The following is an 18,326-nucleotide window of genomic DNA, read 5'->3' as shown; positions in this document are numbered from 1 at the left end:
CATCCGGCCAGGGCCGGTTCCAGCGCCGGGCCGGGCACCTGCACCGGCGTGCCGGGCGGGGTGAGCAGCGCCCGCGCGGCCACCGCCATCCGGCGCCGCTGCGGCACCAGGGCCCGGCGGACGAAGACGTCGTAGTCCTGCGCGGCGACCTCGTCCAGGATGCCGCCGTAGAGCGCGTACGCGGTGCGCATGCACGCCTGCGAGGCGGGGTTGAGCAGCGGGATGCCCGGCGCGGCGGCGAGGTAGTGGGCCTGCGCGCGGGTCACCTCGTACTCGATCAGCTCGCGGATGCGCGGCGTGGTGCGACCGGCGGCCTTGGCCGCGACGAGGTCGGCGCGGGTGACGTCGAACTTGGCCAGATCCTCGTCGGGCAGGTAGGTCCGGCCCCGGTCGAGGTCCTCGGCGACGTCCCGGATGAAGTTGGTGAGCTGGAAGGCGAAGCCGAGCTGGCGGGCGGGCTCCCGGGCGGCGGCCGGGTCGGAGCTGCCCAGGATCGGCAGCATCATGGTGCCGATGACGGCGGCCGAGCCCTCCATGTAGTCGAGCAGGTCGTCGTAGGTCGGGTACGACATCACCGTCAGGTCCATCGCCATGCTGCGCAGGAACGACGCGAAGTCGTCGCGGTCCAGGTCGAACACGGCGATGGTGTGCAGCACGGCGGGGAGCAGCGGGTCGTCGACCGACGCGCCGTGCAGCCCGGCCACGAATCGATCCGACCACTCGCGCAGCCGGGCCGCGCGCTCGGCGGGCGGCAGGTCCTCGGTGCGGTCGACGATCTCGTCCGCGTAGCGGGTGAATCCGTACAAGGCGTGCACATGTCGCCGTTTCCAGGCGGGGAGCAGCCGGGTGGCGAGATAGTAGGTACGGCCGTGACGCCGGTGCAGCTCGCGGCAGCGGTCATAGGCGGCGGCCAGATCCACGTCCATCGGCCCTCCTCAGTTTCGACGCAGCAATCGACGCAACTCGTAACCCTAGGGTACGCTCGCCCACATGGCCAACGACGCAGTTGCGGGTAATGCGCTCCGCGTCGCGCCGGCTCAGGCCGGGGCGACGGACGATCCGGTCCGCGGCGTACTGGCCGCGTTCACGAAAGACCTGATCAAAGGGGTCGATGAGACGCTGGTGGCGTTCCTGGCCGCGGAAGTCGATTCGCTGACCGAGATCGACGCAGCGATGGGTGCATTCGCCGCAACCGCGCGCGACTGCGTGCTGGCCGGCGGCAAACGGGTCCGGCCCACGTTCGCGTACTGGGGATGGCGGGGCGCTGTCGGCGGGGAGGAACCGATGTGTTCGGTGCTCCCGGCCCTGTCCGCCCTCGAACTGCTGCACACGTTCGCGCTCGTGCACGACGACGTGATGGACGCTTCCGACACCCGGCGCGGGCTGCCGACCGCGCACCGGGCCGCCGCCGCCCGGCACCGCGCCGCCGGGCACGCGGGCGACCCCGACCGGTACGGCGAAGCGGTCGCCGTCCTCATCGGCGACCTCTGCATGGTGTGGGCCGACCGGCTCATGGGCCACGCGGCGGTCCCCGCCGAGCGGCTGCTCGACGTGCGCCGCTGCTACGACCAGATGCGGGTGGAGACGGTCGCCGGGCAGTTCCTGGACGTGCTCGGCGAGAACGACGCGGGGAACTGGACCGTCGACCGGGCGCTACGGGTGGCCCGGTACAAGACCGCCAGCTACACCGTCCAGCGGCCGCTGCTCTTCGGCGCCTGCCTGGCCGGCACCGACCCGGACGACCCGCTCATCGCCGCGTACACCCGGTACGGGCTGGCCGTCGGCGAGGCGTTCCAGCTCCGCGACGACCTGCTCGGCGTCTACGGCGACCCGGAGACCACCGGCAAGCCGGCCGGGGACGACCTGCGTACCGGCAAGCCGACCGCGCTGCTGATGCTGGCCCGGCAACTCGCCGACCCGGCGCAGCGCCGGGCGCTGGACCGGGCCGGCTCGGTCACCACGGCACGCGACGTGGACCGGCTTGCCGACGTGGTCCGCGACACCGGCGCCACCGCCCGGGTGGAACGGATGATCGCCGACCGGGTCACCGAGGCGCTCGCCGCGCTCGGCACCGCACCGATCGACGAGACCGCGCGCACCGCGCTGACGGGTCTCGCCACCGCCGCCACCGCGCGGCGGGCATGATGAGCAACTTCGCGAGCAAGGGGGCCGGAATGCGTACCGTCAAGGGACGGACCGACCGGGTGGTGGTGGTCGGCGCCGGGCTGGGTGGACTGGCGTGCGCGCTGCACCTGGCCGGCAGCGGCCGGCAGGTGACGGTGCTGGAGCGCGAGCCGGTGCCCGGCGGGCGCGCCGGGCGGCTCAGCGTCGACGGGTACGAGTTCGACACCGGCCCGACCGTCCTCACCATGCCCGACCTGATCGCCGAGGCGCTCGGCGCGGTCGGCGAGGAGCTGACCGACTGGCTCGACCTGAGCCCGCTCGACCCGGCGTACCGCGCCTACTACCCGGACGGGTCGACGCTCGACGTCATCACCGACACCACCCGGATGGCGGCCGAGATCGCGCGTGTCTGCGGCCCCCGGGAGGCGGACGGCTACCTGCGTTTCGTCGACTACGCCCGCAACCTGTGGCAGTGGGAACGGGCCGACTTCATCGAGCGCAATCTCGACGCGCCGACCGACCTGCTCACCGGCAACCTGCTGAAGTTGTTCGCCAACGGCGCGTTCCGGCGGCTCCAGACGAAGATCAACCAGTTCTTCCGCGACCCGCGGACCCAGCGGATCTTCTCCTTCCAGGCCATGTACGCGGGCCTGTCGCCGCACGACGCGCTGGCGATCTACGCGGTCATCGCGTACCTCGACTCGGTGGCCGGTGTCTGCTTCCCGCGCGGCGGCATCCACGCGGTCTCCCGCGGGATGGCCGGCGCGGCCGAGAAGCACGGCGTGCAGTTCCGGTACGGCACCACGGTGACCCGGGTGGAGACCGCCAACGGCCGCGCCACCGGCGTGATCACCTCCGACGGCGACTTCGTCCCCGCCGACACGGTGGTGCTCAACCCCGACCTGCCGGTCGCCTACGAGGACCTGCTGCCGCCCAGCCGGCAACGCAAGCTCACCTACTCGCCGTCCTGCGTGGTGCTGCACATCGGTTCGACGCAGGGCTATGGCAAGATCGCCCACCACAACATCCACTTCGGGCGCTCCTGGAAGGGGACGTTCGACGAGGTGATCCGCCGAGGCGAGCTGATGACCGACCCGTCGCTGCTGGTGACGAACCCGAGCCGCACCGACCCGTCGGTGGCGCCGGCCGGGAAGCACACCTACTACGTGCTGGCGCCGGTGCCGAACCTGGAGCGGGCGCCGTTCGACTGGACGGGCGACCTCACCCAGCGGTACGCCGACCAGCTCGTAGGCACGCTGGAGGAACGCGGATACGTCGGCTTCGGCGACGGCATCGAGGTGATGCGGGCCGTCACCCCGGCCGACTGGGCGGCGCAGGGCATGGCCGCCGGCACGCCGTTCGCCGCCGCGCACAGCCTCTTCCAGACCGGACCGTTCCGCCCCTCCAACCTGCACCGGAAGCTGGACAACGTGGTCTTCGTCGGCTCCGGCACGCAGCCGGGCGTGGGGGTACCGATGGTGCTGATCAGCGGCAAGCTCGCGGCGGCCCGGATCACCGGGGCGACGGCATGAGCGAGCGGGAGGAACACCTGGTCGAGCTGGTCGGCGACGACGGGCAGGTGCTCGGCGAGACCACCGTGGCGACCGCCCACCAGCCACCCGGCCGGCTGCACCGGGCCTTCTCGGTGCTCCTGGTCGACCCGCAGGGGCGGGTGCTGCTGCAGCAGCGGGCCGCGGTGAAGACGCGGTTTCCGCTGCGCTGGGCGAACTCCTGCTGCGGGCACCCGCTGCCGGGCCAGTCGCTGACCGAGGCCGCCAACCGGCGGCTCGGCGAGGAACTCGGCGTCGGCCCGGTCGAGCTCACCGAGGTGGGCGTCTACATCTACTACGCCGAGGACCCGGCGACCGGCCGCGTCGAGTTCGAGTACGACCACGTGCTGCGCGCCGACGTACCCGCCGACCTGGTGACGCGGCCCGATCCGGACGAGGTGGCCGAGCTGCGCTGGGCCGACCCCGGCGCGGTGGTGGCCGACCTGGACGCCGACCCCCGCGCGTACGCCCCGTGGCTGGGCGGCGTGGTCAACCGGCTGCTGCATCCGGCGGGCCCGGCCCGGCCGGGCGTCGCGGCCTCCGAGGCACCGGAGCGGTCGGGTGGCCGATGAGGCGCTGAGCGCGGGGGCCGTGGCACGCCGGTTGGGTGTGGCGGTCACCACGCTGCGCACCTGGCACCAGCGGTACGGCCTCGGTCCCAGCGAGCACGTGCCGGGCCACCACCGGCGCTACACGCCCGCCGACCTCGCCCGCCTGGAGATCATGCGCCGGCTGACCACCGAGGGGGTGGCGCCCGCCGAGGCGGCCCGCTGGGCCCGGCAGGCCCCGGCCGTGCCGCCGCCGGACCGGCTCGCGCTCAAGGCACGGACCTCGGCGGTACGCGACGGCGGCGGCACGACCATCCCGGTCGGCCGGGCCGGCCCCGCCGCACGGGGGCTGGCCCGTGCCGCGATGCGCCTGGACTCGGTGACCATCGCGCGGACCATCGCCGAGGCGCTCGCCGCCGACGGGGTGGTGGCGACCTGGGAGGGGCTGCTCCGGCCGGTGCTCACCGGCATCGGGGAACGGCACGCCGCCACCGCCGGCCTGATCGAGGTGGAACACCTGATGTCCCGGTGCGTCTCGGTGGCGTTCGCCACGGTGATCCGGGCCCACCCGAACGGCGGACCGCCCCGGATCCTGCTCTCCTGCGCCGACGAGGAACAGCACTCGTTGCCGCTGGAGGCGCTCGCCGCCGCGCTCGCGGAGGCCGGTGTGAGCTGTCGCATGCTCGGCGCCCGGGTGCCGTTGCCCGCCCTGGTTGAGGCGGTCAACCGGACCGGGCCAGCGGCCGTGGTCCTCTGGTCGCACACCCGCGCGACCGCCGACCCGTGCCAGCTCACCGCGCTGCTGACCGTCCCCCGCCGGCCGCTGCTGGTGCTCGCCGCCGGGCCCGGCTGGCGGGCCGACTCGCTGCCGGCCGGGGTGGTCCGGCCAGTGGATCTGGCCGAGGCGCTCTCCCTCGCCCTGGCGGTACGGGACTCGCTGGACCAGTCGACGAAGGGCTGACGGCCCTTTTCGCTCCGGGGCGCGTCCACTACGGTCGGAAAGTCCGTCTGACCCCGACCCCTCCGGGAGCGACGAATGCGTCCACGCGCCCTGCCGGCGCTCGCCCTGGGCCTGGTGCTCCTCGTCACCGCCTGCGGCGAAGCCGGCAAGTCACCCGATCAGGCGGCGGCCTCGCCGTCGGTCTCGGCGTCGCCGTCGCCCGTGACGAAGCCCTCACCGACCCCGACCGCCACCCCCAGGAAGCCGAAGCTGCGCCCGGTGCCCAAGAAGCTCCCGGCGGGCCTGCACCGGGCCAGCGGGAGCGGCGGGGTGGCGCTCACCTTCGACGACGGACCGGATCCCCGCTACACCCCGCAGATCCTGGCCCAGCTCCGGGCGGCCCGGGTCACCGCGACGTTCTGCGTGGTCGGCCAGCAGGCCAAGCGCTACCCGGAGCTGGTGGCCCGGATCGTCCGCGAGGGTCACCAGCTCTGCAACCACAGCTGGCACCACGACGTGAACCTCGGCCGGCGGTCGGCCACCGAGATCCGGGCCGACCTGGAACGGACCAACGACGCCATCCGCGCCGCCGCGCCCAAGGCGCCGATCACCTGGTTCCGCCAGCCCGGCGGCCGGTGGACCGCCGAGGAGATCGTGGTGGCCCGGCAGATGGGCCTGCGCCCGCTGCACTGGAGCGTGGACCCGCAGGACTGGGACCACCCGCCGGCGAAGACGATCATCAAGCGGGTGAAGGGCGCCACCCGGAACGGCTCGATCGTGCTGATGCACGACGCGGGCGGTGACCGGGCCCAGACGATGGCCGCGTGCCGGCACCTGATCCCGGACCTGAAGCGGCGGTACGGGATCGCGCGACTACCCTGACCTGCGGTTTTGCCCGGCGTCGCGGCCATGCCCATACCGGTTTGGCCGTCCGTGCAGACATGACATATGCTTCTCCTGCCTCCGGCGGGGCCGGATGGGAGCAAGTCCGCTTGAAGTTGCGAGTGTGCAATGATGGCGGGGCCGCCCTCATCGTCTAGCGGCCCAGGACGCCGCCCTTTCAAGGCGGTAGCACGGGTTCGAATCCCGTTGGGGGCACGGTCCGGCTCGCGCCGGATGCAACACCAGCCAGGTCCTGTGGAGCAGTTGGAGTGCTCGCCGCCCTGTCAAGGCGGAGGTCGCGGGTTCAAGTCCCGTCAGGACCGCAAGCGCTGACGCCGCGCAGCTCAATGCGCGGCGTTCTGCGTATCGGCTCATGCGGTAGCATGTGCCGAGCACCACGGCCAGGTAGCTCAGTTGGTACGAGCGTCCGACTGAAAATCGGAAGGTCGGCGGTTCGACCCCGCCCCTGGCCACATAGCCTTTCGCCGGGCTACAGGAACGCCGACCAGCGGATACGCAGGTCGGCGTTCTGCTTTTCAGCCCAGGTGGGCCGCCTCCGCCCGCAGGTGCTCCAGGAAATGCGTGACCGCCGGCGGCGGCGTCCTGCCCCGCACGGTCGCCGCGAATATCTGCCGTACCGACTCGTCGTCCGGGTGCAGGCGGAGCAGGGCGATGTCCGGCGGGGTTCCGCGTACCGCCAGGGCCGGAACCAGGGCCACCCCCAACCCGGCGGCGACGCATCCCAGCTTGCCGGTCCACTCGGCCGCGACGATGTCGATGCGCGGCGAGAAACCGCTGGGCAGGCTTGCGCGGAGCAGGCTGTTCTCCGCGGTGGCCGAGCCCACGACGAACGCTTCCGGGGCGAGGTCCGCCAGGCGCACCGAGCGGCGGCGCGCCAGCCGGTGGTCACGCGCGACCGCGACCAGGAGCCGCTCGTCGAGCAGGTGTCGCAGGTCGAATCGTTCGCGGTCCAGCTCGCCCGTGGGCGAGGTGCTGACCACTGCCACATCCGCCTCCTCGGCGAGCAGGCGCTCCAGCAGCCGCGGCGTCACGCCCTCGACCAGCGACAGCGAGACCTCCGGGTAGGCCGAGCGGAACGACGCCATCGCCCGGGGTACGAGGGCCGCGACAGCGGTCGGGAAGGCACCCACACGCAGCCGCCCTCGGCCGAGCCCGCCCAGGTCGTCGAGGTCACGCCGGGCCGCGGCGAGCCGGTCGAGGACCGCCTCGGCGTGCGGGAGCAGCTCTCGTCCCTCCTCGGTGAGGGCGACGCCGCGGGGCAGCCGGTCGAAGAGCCGGGCGCCGATGTCGGCCTCGAGCGCGGCTATCTGCCGGGAGACAGCCGACTGGGTGAAGCTGAGGGCGCGCGCGGCGGTGGTGATCGAGCCGTGCCGCGCGACGGTGCGGAACACCTCCAGCAGCTGAGTCTCCATGGGCAGGCATGGTAATCACGCATGGCAGGCATGCAAGACATTCGTTGGTCGCATTGCTTTCACCGGCCTAGCGTTACGGCGTGAAGATCATCGCGGTTCTCGGGACCGGGCACATGGGTACGCCGATCGCGCGCCGCCTCCTGGCCGGCGGCAACCGGGTCAGAGTGTGGAACCGCAGCCCGGAGCGTTCGGAGCCGCTCGCGGCGGTCGGCGCGACGGTGGCCGCGAGCCCGTCCGCCGCGGTCGACGGAGCCGAGGTCGTCGTCGTCATGCTCGCCGACGCCGGCGCGGTCGAGACGGTGCTGTTCGGGCCGGACGGCGCCGCCACCGCGCTCCGACCCGGGACGGTCGTGGTGCAGATGTCGACGATCGGGCCGGACGAAGTCCGAGCGGTGGCCGGCCGGCTTCCGGCGGGCGTCTACCTCCTCGACGCCCCCGTCGGCGGCAGCGTCAACGCCGCCCGGGCCGGCACGCTGGTGATCTTCGCGGGCGGCCCTGCCGATGCCGTGGAGAGGGCGGCTCCGGTGCTGGGGCAGCTCGGGACGGTCCGTCACTGCGGTCCGATCGGCGCAGGTGCCGCCGTCAAACTCGTCGCGAACACGGGCCTGGTGACGGCTGTCGCCGCGCTGCACGACGCGCTGGCTGTCGCCGCAGCGCTCGGTGTCGACAGGCAGACCGCCCTCGACGTGCTCGACCGTGGGGCCCTCGGCGGCGCGGTCGGACGGGCCACGGCCTCGGGCGCCTCGTTCGCAGTCACGATGGCGGCGAAGGATGCCCGGCTGGCGCTGCGCCGCCCGGTGCCGGCCCCCGTGCTGGAGGCCGCCCTCGACCTGATGCGGGCCGCGCCGGACCAGGACGCCGATCTCTCCTCCCTCGTCTCCCCCGACTTCTGCGAAGGGACGCCGATGCGCCTCACCCTGGACAACCCCGGATCCGTCGCGGCCCCGTTCGGCGACCGCTTCGCGCACGTCGCCCGGATCGATGTCGGCGGCGGCGCGCTGCTGATGCTCGCCGGACAGGTCGCCGTCGACGACGACGGCGAGGTGGTGGCCCCCGGAGACGCAGGCGCCCAGGCCGAACGGATCTTCGAGATCGTGGGCGGCGTGCTCGCGGCGCACGGCGCGAGCTTCGACGACGTGCTGCACATCCGCACGTTCATGACGGACCTGGCTGACCTGCCGGCGTACGCGGCCGTCCGGCGCCGGTTCTTCCCGGGCACACCGCCGCCGGCGAGCACGACTGTCGAGATCAGCAAGCTCTTCCTGCCGGGCGCTGTGCTCGAGGTCGAGGTCACGGCCGTGGTCCGGTCCCGCTAGGTGTCGCGACGATTGCGCTTCCCGGTCGGTTGGCCGTATCCACGGCCGGCACAGGTCGCCACCCTGAGTACCTAACGGGTGTACGGTCCCCGGCAACGGCGGCGGCGCCTACGGTGAGCCCGCTGAGTGACGGACGGAATGAGGCAGGTGAGCACCAGAAGGTCGCATGTGCGGACGCTGCGTACGGCTCTGACGTCGGTCCTCGTACTGGCCGTGATCCTGGTGGGCGGGTGCGGCCGGGTCTCGGGGCTCCTGGATTCCGTCTCCCTGTTCCATCCGGTGTGGGCCGCCGACGGCTGGGTCTACTACCTGCGGGAGGTGACCTCGACCTCGGGCTCGGGAGTAGCCGAGGTGTGGCGGCAGCGGCCCGACGGGAGCGGCGAGGAAGCCGTTCTCACGCGCGCCCCGGCGGTGCCCGCCTGCGAAGCGGGCTTGTTCAGCTTCTTGTTCGCCGACCCCGACGGCGACCTCGGGGTGGCCCTCGAATGCGGCTGGGACGGAACGGAGCTGCTCACCTACTCGCCGGCCGACAAGACGTTCGAGCCTCTGGCGTCGACGCGCTTCCTCGCCGGTGCCGCACTCGTGAACGGTGACGGCAGGGGATATGTGCAGGCGCGCCGGAAGTGCGGGCCGGGGGGAATCCAGCTGCTCGCTGACGGGAAGGCGTCTGAGTTCCCCTCTCCGGTGACGGTCGACGGGACAACCTTCAACCTCAGTGGCAGTGATACGGGTTGCGAGTCCATGGTGCTGGTGCGGTCGCCGGCAACCATGGGTGAGCGGCTGTTCTTCATCACCGCACCCGACACCCTCGGCAGGTTGCCGCTGCCTGTCGAGGTGTATCCGTCTGACTTCACCTGGCACCTGACCGAGTGGGACGTCGGATCGGCCACGGCCAGGTTCCTCGCGGAGCTTCCCGGGCTCGCCGACCTGGCGGTGTCGCCGGACGGCAGGTCGGTGATCGCCGCCGTCGCGTCGGATCACGTGGGCGGCGTGTGGTCGGTCGACGTCGACACCGGGAAGAAGACGCGGATCGCCGACGGTGAGCGCGCGTACCACCCGAGCTTCTCTCCGGACGGCAAGCGGTTCGTCTACGTCGAGGCCTTCAAGCGGCTGAGGTTCGCCGAGGCACGGTAGTCGCCGGCCGGCTCACGCCGCGAGGGACGCCCCGCGCCTCGGCCGCGCGATATGTTGCACGCTGTGACAGGGCCTGAGATCACCGTTGCGACGCCGGAAGACCGTGGCAGCGTGGTCACGTCGCTGGTCGCGGCCTTCACCAAGGATCCGGTCCTGCGGCACCTGTTCCCCGACGAGGCGACCTATGCGCGTTATGCGGCCGCCTTCTTCGGGCACCTGTTCGACAAGCGGGTGCACAAGGAGACGATCTGGACGATCGGCCACGGCGCGTCGGTGGCGATCTGGGAGCCGCCGGCATCCGGGAGCGCACAGCCGGACGACGATCTCGCCGCCCGGCTTCCCGCCGACGTGTTGCACCGCGTCCGCGCCTACGACGAGGCGGTGCACGCCGCGCTGCCGGCGGCGCCGTTCTGGTACCTGGGGGTGCTGGGTACGCACCCGGACCACGCCGGCCGCAGGTGGGGCCACGCCGTGATGCGGATGGGGCTGGACCGGGCCGCCGCGGACGGCCTGCCGGCGATTCTGGAGACCAGCAACCCGGACAACGTCGAGGTGTACCGGCGCGCCGGCTGGGAGGTGGTGCACGCCTTCGCGGAGCCGCTGCCCACCTGGGTCATGCGGAATCGCCGTACCTGACCGTAGGACAGAGATCCCCACCGGCGGAGACGCCGGTGGGGATCCGCCGTTCAGACGCCGGCGGGCTGCTCCGCGGTGTCCGAGGCGCAGCAGGCGCTCTCGGTCACCTTCTCCAGCTGCGGTGAGTCGGCCTTGACCGTGTAGACCTCCCACGGCTCGTCGCCGGGGCCGCGCACCCAGACCTTGTCCTGGAGCGCGTAGCAGCACTCGGTGTCGTTCTCCTCCAGCGTGATCAGGCCGGACTCGGCGAGCCGGCTGGTCGCGGCGTTCACCTCGCCGGTGGTGGCCACCTCGACCCCGAGGTGGTCCATCACCGTCGGCAGGCCGGGCTCACCTTCGAGGAGTACGAGCTTCAGCGGCGGGTTCTCCACCGCGAAGTTGGCGTAGCCGGGGCGGCGCTTGGCCGGCTCGACGCCGAACAGCTTGCTGTAGAAGGCGACGGAGCCTTCGAGGTCGGAGACGCGCAGGGCGAGCTGGACGCGGGACATGTGAACTCCCTGTCTAGATGTTTATCGAAGCAGACTCCACCCTGCCCTCTGCTTTGAAGTCTGTCAACCTAGAGAAATGTCGAAACAAGCGCTGCCGGCGCCTCGGCGTCGGAGATCTGCGTCTGACTCCGAGCGGCGTGGCACCTGGGCCTGGCACCGGGTACGCCCCGAGGCGTTCCGCCAACTCGGCGCGCCTGTCCCACCACACAGCGCTGTCGTGGAGCGGCGTTCCCGGTGTCCGGAAGCGGGCGCAACGGAAGCTGCGCACCGAGACATGAGCCGGTATGGTCCGGACCTATGGGACAGGAGATGGCCGATCCGGATGAGGTCCGGCAGGAATCCGACCGCTTCTCCCTCCGCAGCAACCTGTTCGTCCCGGCGTCGGCCGAGCGGGCGTACGCCGTGTTCACCGGATCGCTCGCCGACTGGTGGGTACGCGAGTACACCTGGTCCGGCCCGCAGGCGCTCGCCGCGCTCGGCATCGAACCCCGGGCCGGCGGCATGCTCTACGAGATCGGCCCGTACGGCTTCCGCAACGACTGGGGCCGCGTGCTGACCTGGGATCCGCCCCGGCGTCTGGTCTTCACCTGGCAGATCGGCCCGGACCGGGTGCCGGTGCCGGACCCGGCCGGCGCCAGCGAGGTGGAGGTCCTGTTCCACCCCGAGGGCCCGGAACTGACCCGGGTCGAGGTCGAGCACCGCTACTTCGACCGGCACGGCGCCGCGGCCGAGGGCTACCGCGAGGCGCTCACGGCCGGCTGGCACGAGTTGCTCTGCCGCTACCTGGCGACGGTCGCCCGCACCGCCTGACCCGTACCCGATGGGCCCGGTCAGCCGGTGATGCCCGGCGTCGCCGCGGCGCCGGGCACGCCGGTGCCGCCGAGGTCGGCGCGGCGGCCGGCGTCCGCGCCCGGCGCGAAACCACCGCCCGCGAGGCGCCGTCGCGGCGCGGTGCGCAACCTGGGGTACGCCTCGGCGACCCGGCGCTGGACGCGGTCGGAACGGTCGGCGAGTACCAGGGCCGTCGAGGGGCCGCCCGCCTCGGCCACCGCGTTCTCCTCGGCTGCGCGCAGCCGCTGCGCGACGACGTACGCGAAACCGGCCAGCCAGGTACGCCGGAACGCGGCCGGGTGCTCCCCGTCCGGCACGGCGGCTCCCGCCAGTCCGTGCGCGGCCTGCACCAGCAGCGAGGTGAACAGCAACTCGACGCGTTCCAGGTCGCTGGCGAAGCCGAACAGGTGCATGGCGAAACCGTTGCCCTGCCGTCGGCGTACACAGCGGCAGCGCAACGGTTCGGCGACCGCGGCCAGCAGTCCGGCCTTGTCCCGGGCGTACGGCGCGACCACCTCGACCGTCCGGTCGCCCACCGGGTCGACGGCCGGGTCGCGTGCCGCGAGCAGCGCCCGGTCGACGCCGTAACGGGCGATCAGCTCGGTGGCCTTGGCCATGAACGCGGCCGACTCGGCGGGCGTGCAGGCCGGGTCCTCGGCCTGGGCGAGCAGCTTGCGCACCTTGCTGAGCATCGCCTCGGACATGACCCAGAGCTATCACAGCCGGCGCGCGTCGCGGCGCGGCGGGCTCAGTCGGACCGGCTGCGCAGCGTGGCGATGGTCGAGCCGGCGAGGGTGAGCAGGCAGTCGGGCAGCAGCCCGTCGGCGGCGGCCGCGCCGAACAGCGCCTCACCGGTGTCGGCGTCGTCGTTGGCGCACGCGCTGACGAAGCGGGCCACCCAGCGGGTGTCGTAGTCGGCCTGGTCGATGCCGGGGAAGTCGAGGGCCGCCCCGCCGGCCGGCGCGTCGTCGCCGAGCATGGTGGCGGCCAGGCACCACGCCACCCCGTACGCCCCGGCCAGGCCGGAGCGGTCCACCACCGCGTCGAACGTGCCCACCACCCCGGCGCCGTCGCCGGCGAGGGCGGAACGGAGCACGGCGGTCGCGTCGTCCAGCGTCTGCTGTGCTTCGTCGTTCACCCGCGGAACAGTAGCGCCGGGGGTCAAGCCGTGACCCGGAAATCGCTCGATGAACACGCAGCGTGATTCCCGCAGTCGGGGTGCCGACGGAGCCGACTCCACAGTCCCGCCTACCGCGTGGGCACGCTAAGGTGCGCAGCGGACCTTCGCCGGAGGAAGGACGACCATGCTGAGAACACGCACGTCGCGCGCGGCCCTGTCCATGGCCTGCGCGGCGCTCCTGCTCGCCACGAGCGCCTGCGGGAGCGACGAGCCGGAAGAAGCGCCCGCCACCCAGGTGCGCCTCTACGGCACCGACGGCAACATGCTCAATTCATACCCAGCCGAGCTGAAGGATCGGGCGGATCTGGTGAACGGGATGAAGGGCACCACGCCCCTCACTCCGCTGCCCGAGAGCTTCAAGGAACGACTACTCGCCGTAGACGCGAAGCTGGGTGACTTCCTCTACTCCGCCGAGTCCTACGACGCGGTCGTGATCAGCGCGCTGGCCGCCCAGCTCGCCGGCACCACCGCGCCGGGCGAGATTGCCAAGCAGATCGTCGGGGTCACCACCGGCGGCGAGCGCTGCGATGAGGTGGCGACCTGCCTCCAGCTCGCCCGCGCCGGTCAGGACATCCAGTACCGGGGCGTGTCGCTCACCCGGGCCGGGTTCACCGACAACGGCGAGCCGGCCACCGCCAGCTACGGCACCATGCACTTCGACAACCAGAAGATCGACGACAGCAAGACCGAGTTCGTCGGCGCCGGTGAGGAGTCCGGGGCGAGCAGCAAGACGCCGCCGCGCGGTCGCAAGCTGCGCGACGGGAAGGCGAAGGACGCGCCGCTGGTCCTCGGCGGCCTCCTGCCGAAGACCGGTGACCTGGCGCTGGCGTACCCGCCGCTGGCCGCCGGCGCCGCGCTCGCGCTCCGCGAGGTCAACGCCGCCGGTGGTGTGCTCGGTGAGCCGGTGAGGTGGGTCGAGGGCGACGACGGCACCAACCCGGCGGTCGCGAAGGCCACTGTCGCCTCGCACGTCCGGGAGGGCGTCCACGTCATCATCGGCGCCGGTGGTTCGGGCATCTCCCGGGCGGTGCTGCCGGACGTGGTGGCCGCCGGGCGGATCCTGTTCTCGCCGTCGAACACCGACGCGGGGCTGAGCGCGGTGGACGACAACGGCCTCTACTTCCGTACCGCCCCGCCGGACAGCCTCCAGGGTCGCGCGCTGGCCGACGTGATGCTCCGGGACGGGCCGCGCAAGATCGCGATCCTGGCCCGTAAGGACTCCTACGGCGAGGGCCTCCAGGAGAACGTCCGTTCGGAGCTGGAGAAGGCCGGCATCGGCGCGGACCGGGTCAAGCTGCTGACCTACGAGCCGCCGGAGGACCCGAAGACCCCCGTCGACTTCTCCGGCATCGCCCAGGAGATCAAGGCGTACGGGCCGGAGGCGCTGCTGCTCATCGGCTTCGCCGAGTCCGCGCCGGCGATCCCGGCTCTGGCGGACGCCGGAGTCCAGATCAGACGCTGAGAAGCGCCGACGACGAGGGCCGCACCGGGAACACCGGCGCGGCCCTCGTCGTGTTCCGGCTCAGCGCGCCTTGCGCCGGTCCAGGAACTCGGTCATCCGCCGGTGTTTCTCCTCGTCCTCGAAGAGCACCGCCTGGCTGAGCAGGTCGAGTTGCGGGTGCGCGGCCGCCGGGGCGTCCACCGCCAGCTTGGTCAGCCGCAGGGCCAGCGCGGAGCCCTTCGCCATCTCGTCGAGCAGACCGTGCGCGGTGGGCAGCAGCTCGTCCGGTTCGGCCACCACCCGGTTCACCAGCCCGATCCGCAGCGCCTCCGCGGCGTCCACCCGCCGGCCGGTGAAGAGCAGCTCCTTGGCGCGGGCCTCACCGATCAACGCCGGCAGCCGGTAGGTCGCGCCCGCGCCGGCCAGGATGCCCAGCCGCACCTCGGGCTGACCGAAGACCGCGCGGTCCGTGCACACCCGCAGATCGCAGGCGTACGCGAGTTCGGCGCCGCCGCCCAGCGCCGGCCCGTCGACGGCGGCCACGGTGGGCATCGGGAGCGCCCGGATGCGGGCGAAGACGCCCTGGTTGATGGCGGCCAGCGCGTCCAGCCGGCCGCGCTCGCGCAGCTGGGCGATGTCGGCGCCGCCGGCGAAGATGCCCACCGTCCCGCCGGTGAGCAGCAGCAGCCGGGGGCGTGCCTCCAGGTCGGCGCAGACCGCGTGCAGCTCGGCCACCAGGTCGGCGTCGATCGCGTTGCGTTTCTCCGGCCGGTCCAGCGTCACGACCAGCCGGTCCGGCAGCTCCTCGATCCGCAGCCCGCTCATTTCTTCTGGCCGTCCTTCCAGGTGTAGAAGCCCTGCCCGGACTTCTTGCCCAGCTTCCCGGCGGCCACCATCTCGACCAGCAGCGGCGGCGGCGCGAAGCGGTCCCCGTACGCGGCCTGGAGCGTACGCGCGATGTCGAGCCGCACGTCCAGTCCGACCAGGTCGGTCAGCTCCAGCGGTCCGATCGGGTGCCGGTAGCCGAGCACCATCGCCTTGTCGATGTCGGCCGGGCTCGCCACCTCGTCGGCCACCATCCGGATCGCCTCCAGGCCGAGCGTGACGCCGAGGCGGGAGGTGGCGAAGCCGGGCATGTCGCGTACGACGACGGGGTCCTTGCCCAGCCGGGCGGCGAGCGCGACGGCCGCCTCGGTGGTCTGCGGCGCGGTGGCCGGGCCGACCACGACCTCCAGCAACGCCATCGCCCAGACCGGGTTGAAGAAGTGCAGTCCGACGAAGTCGGCCGGGCGGTCCAGCCCGGCGGCCAGTTCGGCGATCGGGATGCTGGACGTGTTGCTGCCCAGCAGCGCGGGGCGACGGCTCTCCGCCTCGCGCAGCACGGCGCGCTTCAGGTCGAGCCGCTCGGGCACCGCCTCCACGATCACGTCGGCGCCCTCGGGCACCTCGGTGAGCCCGGCCCGCAACGTGACGCGCCCGCGGTTGGCGGTGGCGGCCTCCTCGGTCAGCTTGCCGCGCTGCACGCCCCGGTCCCACAGCTCGCCGAGCCGGCGGACGGCCTCGGCGCCCCGCGCGGGGTCGACCTCGACCAGTTCGACCGCGTACCCGGCGCCGGCCGCCACGTACGCGATGCCGAGGCCCATGGTGCCGGCCCCGACGACCACAAAACGACCACTCATCGGTGTCCCCTCGCCGCGGCGGGGGCGCGCGGGGTCTCCGCCGCCGGGCCCGTCCGCTCGCTCGTTCCTGCATGCGACCCTATGCAGGGCCGGGCCGCCGGGATGAGTGGGGGCGGAGCGGACGGGGTAAGGACGGCCGTCAACGTCGAAGGAAGGAACGAGATGAGCCAGGCACCGGAGAGCGCGGAGAACACCGAGACGGTCGAGACCCGCGGCGACGAGCGGGTGGACCTGCTCCGCGCGGACACCAACAACGACGGCAAGACCGACGTGTGGGTGGTGGACACCGACGGCGACGGCAAGGCCGACCTGTTCCAGTTCGACACCGACGGTGACGGCAAGGTGGACATCACCATGGTGGACATCGACGAGGACGGCACGCCGGACGAGGTGGTCGACGGCGACGGCGGACTGCCCCCGGAGCAGACCACCCCCACCGTCCAGGTCTGAGCATGTAAGGAAGGGCCCCTTGTTAACGCCTGGGCGCTTGAAAGGGGCCCTTCCTAACGCCGCAGCGTCAGTGTGGCGAGGTAGTACGGGTGGTCGGTGTCGTCCACGTCGGCCAGTCGCCACGGCGAGCCGTGGACCAGCTCGGCGAACTCCTCGGGCGAGCAGACCAGGTAGTCGAACCACCCGGTGCCGAGCAGCCGGTAGCGCAGCCGCAGCCGCAGTTGCCCGCCGATCCGGCCCCGCTGCCGGTTGCGCTCGTGATAGGCGGTGTGCACCGGGTCGGTGGTGCCGTACGGGTCGGTGCCGTGGGCGATCACCCGGGCGCCGGGGCGGGCCAGGGCGGCGAGCGCGGCCAGCATCGCGGGCGCCCGTTCCCGCCCCTCGAACAGCCCGAGGTTGTTGCCGAGCAGCAGGAACGTGTCGTAGCGCGGCCCGTCGGCGGTGTGCTCGTCGACGGTGCCGTGGACGAGGTCGCGTACGCCCCGGTGCCGGCTGACCCGCAGCGCGCCCAGCGAGGTGTCCAGGCCGGTGACGGGCACGCCGCGCTCCTGGAGTTCCAGCGCGATCCGTCCGGCGCCGACGCCGACGTCGAGCACGTGCCCGCGTACCCGGTCCACCGCCCGGTGGTCGTGCGGCTGCCACAGCTGCGGCGGGTCCAGGTAGTGCCCGGCGGGCGCGCCGTTGATCAGCCCGTCGTCCCGCTCGATGATCTCGATGACCGGCCGGGGCAGGCGCCCACCGGCCATCGGCCGGGGTCCGATCCCGGTGGCGACCGCGTACGCGTCGCGGATCATCTCGCCGAACACGTCGCCGATCTCGGGTTCCCCGGTCATGCCCGCAACGCTATCCGGGGGTCGGCGGCGCCGTGGCCGCCGTATCCTGGGCGGCGTGACCGACCTGGACCGCCTGGCGGCGGAGAAGTACGTCCTGCTCACCACGTTCCGCAAGGACGGCCGGGCGGTGGCGACACCGGTGTGGGCGGTACGCGACGGTGACTCGCTGGCGGTGTGGACGGTGTCCGACTCCGGCAAGGTGAAGCGGATCCGGCGCGACGGCCGGGTCACTGTGGCGCCGTGCGACGTGCGCGGGCGACCGCACGGCGATGCGGTGCCGGCACACGCGACGATCGCCGATCCGGAGAGCACCCGGCGGGTGCGGGGCCTGCTCAAGCAGAAGTACCGGCTGATCGGGCGGCTGAGCCTGCTCGGCAGCCGGCTGCGCCGGGGCGAGGGGGGCACGGTGGGGCTGCGGATCGTGCTGGACGGCGCGGCCCCCGGACACGATTGAGCCCGGGCACGATTAAGGGCGGCGCCGCGACGGCACCGCCCCTGATCGGAACGCCGGAGAACGCCGGTTCGTCAGTCTCCCTGGCGCTGCTGGGGGATCTGCCCCTGCAGTAGCGCCCGAACCTCTGACTCACGGTAGCGGCGGTGGCCGCCAAGGGTCCGGATGGCGCTGAGCTTGCCAGCCTTGGCCCACCGGGTCACCGTCTTCGGGTCGACACGGAACATCGACGCCACCTCGGCCGGTGTGAGTAGCGGCTCAGGTTCGTGCGTTCGCGATGCCATCGGGGTCACTCCTCCACATGTATAGACATCGGCCGGGGTCCCGCCGGCCGACGCGTCTCCCATGGTCCGGCTAGTCCCCGATGTCCGACATGGGCCGAACGGCTGAAGGTCCCTAGACGGACGGAT

Annotated in this window: 21 protein-coding genes and 3 tRNA genes; 15 read left to right on the top strand and 9 right to left on the bottom strand. The window is 72.7% G+C overall.

The window, feature by feature from the left end:
* Positions 1 to 926 (bottom strand): phytoene/squalene synthase family protein (locus KBX39_RS01180; protein WP_043327518.1); only part of this gene is annotated, 926 nt, incomplete at its 3' end.
* Between the two features lie 64 nt (positions 927 to 990).
* On the opposite strand from KBX39_RS01180, the gene KBX39_RS01175 reads away from it, so the two are divergent.
* The 8 genes from KBX39_RS01175 to KBX39_RS01140 all read left to right on the top strand — a co-directional run bounded on the left by KBX39_RS01175 (position 991) and on the right by KBX39_RS01140 (position 6,517).
* The gene (locus tag KBX39_RS01175) at positions 991 to 2,145 is read left to right on the top strand and encodes a polyprenyl synthetase family protein (protein ID WP_069088148.1); all 1,155 of its coding nucleotides are present in this window, start codon (positions 991 to 993) and stop codon (positions 2,143 to 2,145) included.
* A gap of 29 nt (positions 2,146 to 2,174) precedes the next feature.
* Positions 2,175 to 3,656 (top strand): phytoene desaturase family protein, encoded by a 1,482-nt coding sequence (crtI, locus tag KBX39_RS01170; protein ID WP_181373707.1) that lies wholly within the window; start codon positions 2,175 to 2,177, stop codon positions 3,654 to 3,656.
* On the top strand, positions 3,653 to 4,246 hold the full coding sequence (idi, locus tag KBX39_RS01165) for an isopentenyl-diphosphate Delta-isomerase (RefSeq protein WP_043327521.1): 594 nt from the start codon (positions 3,653 to 3,655) through the stop codon (positions 4,244 to 4,246). Before crtI ends, idi begins: the two co-directional genes overlap by 4 nt.
* Positions 4,236 to 5,183, top strand: coding sequence for a MerR family transcriptional regulator (locus KBX39_RS01160; protein ID WP_064448346.1), 948 nt, complete (start codon positions 4,236 to 4,238; stop codon positions 5,181 to 5,183). Before idi ends, KBX39_RS01160 begins: the two co-directional genes overlap by 11 nt.
* Positions 5,184 to 5,258: 75 nt before the next feature.
* Positions 5,259 to 6,044: a polysaccharide deacetylase family protein gene (locus tag KBX39_RS01155; protein ID WP_210868779.1), complete on the top strand. Its 786-nt coding sequence runs from the start codon at positions 5,259 to 5,261 to the stop codon at positions 6,042 to 6,044.
* A gap of 143 nt (positions 6,045 to 6,187) precedes the next feature.
* Positions 6,188 to 6,260: transfer RNA gene (locus tag KBX39_RS01150), tRNA-Glu, on the top strand.
* A 33-nt stretch (positions 6,261 to 6,293) separates the two neighbouring features.
* Positions 6,294 to 6,367, top strand: a tRNA-Asp gene (locus tag KBX39_RS01145).
* Between the two features lie 76 nt (positions 6,368 to 6,443).
* Positions 6,444 to 6,517, top strand: a tRNA-Phe gene (locus KBX39_RS01140).
* Positions 6,518 to 6,580: 63 nt separating this feature from the next.
* Here KBX39_RS01140 and KBX39_RS01135 read toward each other — a convergent pair.
* A complete protein-coding gene (locus tag KBX39_RS01135; protein WP_210868777.1) occupies positions 6,581 to 7,477 on the bottom strand; it encodes a LysR family transcriptional regulator in 897 nt (298 codons plus the stop codon).
* 80 nt (positions 7,478 to 7,557) lie between these two features.
* Between KBX39_RS01135 and KBX39_RS33965 the strand changes: the two genes are divergently transcribed.
* The 3 genes from KBX39_RS33965 (at position 7,558) to KBX39_RS01120 (ending at position 10,563) form a co-directional block, all read left to right on the top strand.
* Positions 7,558 to 8,793 (top strand): NAD(P)-binding domain-containing protein, encoded by a 1,236-nt coding sequence (locus tag KBX39_RS33965; RefSeq protein WP_210868774.1) that lies wholly within the window; start codon positions 7,558 to 7,560, stop codon positions 8,791 to 8,793.
* 213 nt (positions 8,794 to 9,006) lie between these two features.
* A complete protein-coding gene (locus tag KBX39_RS01125; protein WP_312245292.1) occupies positions 9,007 to 9,927 on the top strand; it encodes a hypothetical protein in 921 nt (306 codons plus the stop codon).
* 51 nt (positions 9,928 to 9,978) lie between these two features.
* The gene (locus KBX39_RS01120) at positions 9,979 to 10,563 is read left to right on the top strand and encodes an N-acetyltransferase (protein WP_210868770.1); all 585 of its coding nucleotides are present in this window, start codon (positions 9,979 to 9,981) and stop codon (positions 10,561 to 10,563) included.
* Between the two features lie 50 nt (positions 10,564 to 10,613).
* Here the strand turns inward: KBX39_RS01120 and KBX39_RS01115 are convergent, their stop codons facing one another.
* A complete protein-coding gene (locus KBX39_RS01115) occupies positions 10,614 to 11,051 on the bottom strand; it encodes an ArsI/CadI family heavy metal resistance metalloenzyme (protein WP_210868768.1) in 438 nt (145 codons plus the stop codon).
* Positions 11,052 to 11,348: 297 nt separating this feature from the next.
* Here KBX39_RS01115 and KBX39_RS01110 point away from each other — a divergent pair, with 297 nt between their 5' ends.
* Positions 11,349 to 11,861: an SRPBCC family protein gene (locus KBX39_RS01110; RefSeq protein ID WP_043327527.1), complete on the top strand. Its 513-nt coding sequence runs from the start codon at positions 11,349 to 11,351 to the stop codon at positions 11,859 to 11,861.
* A 20-nt stretch (positions 11,862 to 11,881) separates the two neighbouring features.
* On the opposite strand, the gene KBX39_RS01105 is transcribed toward KBX39_RS01110, so the two are convergent.
* Both KBX39_RS01105 and KBX39_RS01100 read right to left on the bottom strand, forming a co-directional pair.
* Complete coding sequence (locus tag KBX39_RS01105) at positions 11,882 to 12,586, bottom strand: DUF2786 domain-containing protein (RefSeq protein ID WP_043327528.1); 705 nt, start codon at positions 12,584 to 12,586, stop codon at positions 11,882 to 11,884.
* Between the two features lie 44 nt (positions 12,587 to 12,630).
* Complete coding sequence (locus KBX39_RS01100; RefSeq protein WP_043327529.1) at positions 12,631 to 13,020, bottom strand: hypothetical protein; 390 nt, start codon at positions 13,018 to 13,020, stop codon at positions 12,631 to 12,633.
* 166 nt (positions 13,021 to 13,186) lie between these two features.
* Here KBX39_RS01100 and KBX39_RS01095 point away from each other — a divergent pair, with 166 nt between their 5' ends.
* Positions 13,187 to 14,524: an ABC transporter substrate-binding protein gene (locus KBX39_RS01095; RefSeq protein ID WP_043327530.1), complete on the top strand. Its 1,338-nt coding sequence runs from the start codon at positions 13,187 to 13,189 to the stop codon at positions 14,522 to 14,524.
* A 60-nt stretch (positions 14,525 to 14,584) separates the two neighbouring features.
* Here KBX39_RS01095 and KBX39_RS01090 read toward each other — a convergent pair whose 3' ends face one another.
* Positions 14,585 to 15,328, bottom strand: coding sequence for an enoyl-CoA hydratase/isomerase family protein (locus KBX39_RS01090; protein WP_043327531.1), 744 nt, complete (start codon positions 15,326 to 15,328; stop codon positions 14,585 to 14,587).
* A complete protein-coding gene (locus tag KBX39_RS01085) occupies positions 15,325 to 16,182 on the bottom strand; it encodes a 3-hydroxyacyl-CoA dehydrogenase family protein (RefSeq protein WP_043327532.1) in 858 nt (285 codons plus the stop codon). Before KBX39_RS01085 ends, KBX39_RS01090 begins: the two co-directional genes overlap by 4 nt.
* Positions 16,183 to 16,344: 162 nt before the next feature.
* On the opposite strand from KBX39_RS01085, the gene KBX39_RS01080 reads away from it, so the two are divergent.
* Positions 16,345 to 16,632, top strand: coding sequence for a hypothetical protein (locus KBX39_RS01080; protein ID WP_043327533.1), 288 nt, complete (start codon positions 16,345 to 16,347; stop codon positions 16,630 to 16,632).
* Positions 16,633 to 16,685: 53 nt separating this feature from the next.
* Here KBX39_RS01080 and KBX39_RS01075 read toward each other — a convergent pair whose 3' ends face one another.
* Complete coding sequence (locus KBX39_RS01075) at positions 16,686 to 17,465, bottom strand: bifunctional 2-polyprenyl-6-hydroxyphenol methylase/3-demethylubiquinol 3-O-methyltransferase UbiG (RefSeq protein WP_210868767.1); 780 nt, start codon at positions 17,463 to 17,465, stop codon at positions 16,686 to 16,688.
* A gap of 55 nt (positions 17,466 to 17,520) precedes the next feature.
* Here KBX39_RS01075 and KBX39_RS01070 point away from each other — a divergent pair, with 55 nt between their 5' ends.
* Positions 17,521 to 17,919: a PPOX class F420-dependent oxidoreductase gene (locus tag KBX39_RS01070; protein WP_043327535.1), complete on the top strand. Its 399-nt coding sequence runs from the start codon at positions 17,521 to 17,523 to the stop codon at positions 17,917 to 17,919.
* 71 nt (positions 17,920 to 17,990) lie between these two features.
* On the opposite strand, the gene KBX39_RS01065 is transcribed toward KBX39_RS01070, so the two are convergent.
* On the bottom strand, positions 17,991 to 18,200 hold the full coding sequence (locus tag KBX39_RS01065; protein WP_007073996.1) for a BldC family transcriptional regulator: 210 nt from the start codon (positions 18,198 to 18,200) through the stop codon (positions 17,991 to 17,993).
* Positions 18,201 to 18,326 lie beyond the last annotated feature (126 nt).

It is taken from the genome of Micromonospora sp. D75 (assembly GCF_018070405.1).
GTDB lineage: Bacteria > Actinomycetota > Actinomycetes > Mycobacteriales > Micromonosporaceae > Micromonospora > Micromonospora chalcea.
The sequence above is the reverse complement of the archived record's forward strand: the minus strand, read 5'-3'. Positions and strand labels throughout refer to the sequence as shown.